This window comes from Paraburkholderia sp. SIMBA_053, from assembly GCF_046534895.1.
In the GTDB taxonomy this organism is placed as follows: domain Bacteria; phylum Pseudomonadota; class Gammaproteobacteria; order Burkholderiales; family Burkholderiaceae; genus Paraburkholderia; species Paraburkholderia caledonica.
The window spans coordinates 1-308 of sequence record NZ_JAWRXU010000383.1 but is presented as its reverse complement, the minus strand read 5'-3'; the positions used below and the strand labels follow the sequence as shown (position 1 = coordinate 308).

Annotated in this window: 1 protein-coding gene; it reads left to right on the top strand. The window is 66.6% G+C overall.

Features of this window, described 5'->3' with window-relative positions:
* A partial coding sequence (locus SB753_RS36090; protein WP_410804892.1) for an enoyl-CoA hydratase/isomerase family protein occupies positions 1–308 on the top strand: 308 nt, incomplete at both ends.

The window sequence follows — 308 nt, the reverse complement described above, 5'->3', positions numbered from 1 at the left end:
CCGGCAATGAAGTGTCGGGCGTGATGTTCGACGCGATGTCTGCCGCGTTGCGTAGCGAGGCCGTCGAGCCCAAGGCGCGCGTGTTGCGCCTCCGCGCGAATGGCGACGTGTTTTGCACAGGCCGCGAGCGGGCGGGGCGGGACGCCGTGTCGATACGCGCCGAAGTCGCGCGGCTGATCGAACTGAAGCGGCTCTTGCGCAACACTTCGCTGATCTCGATTGCGCAGGTGCAGGGCGATGCGTTCGGCTTTGGTTTCGGGCTGGCCATCCTGTGCGACTTCACGCTTGTCTCGTCGTCGGCGCGGCTC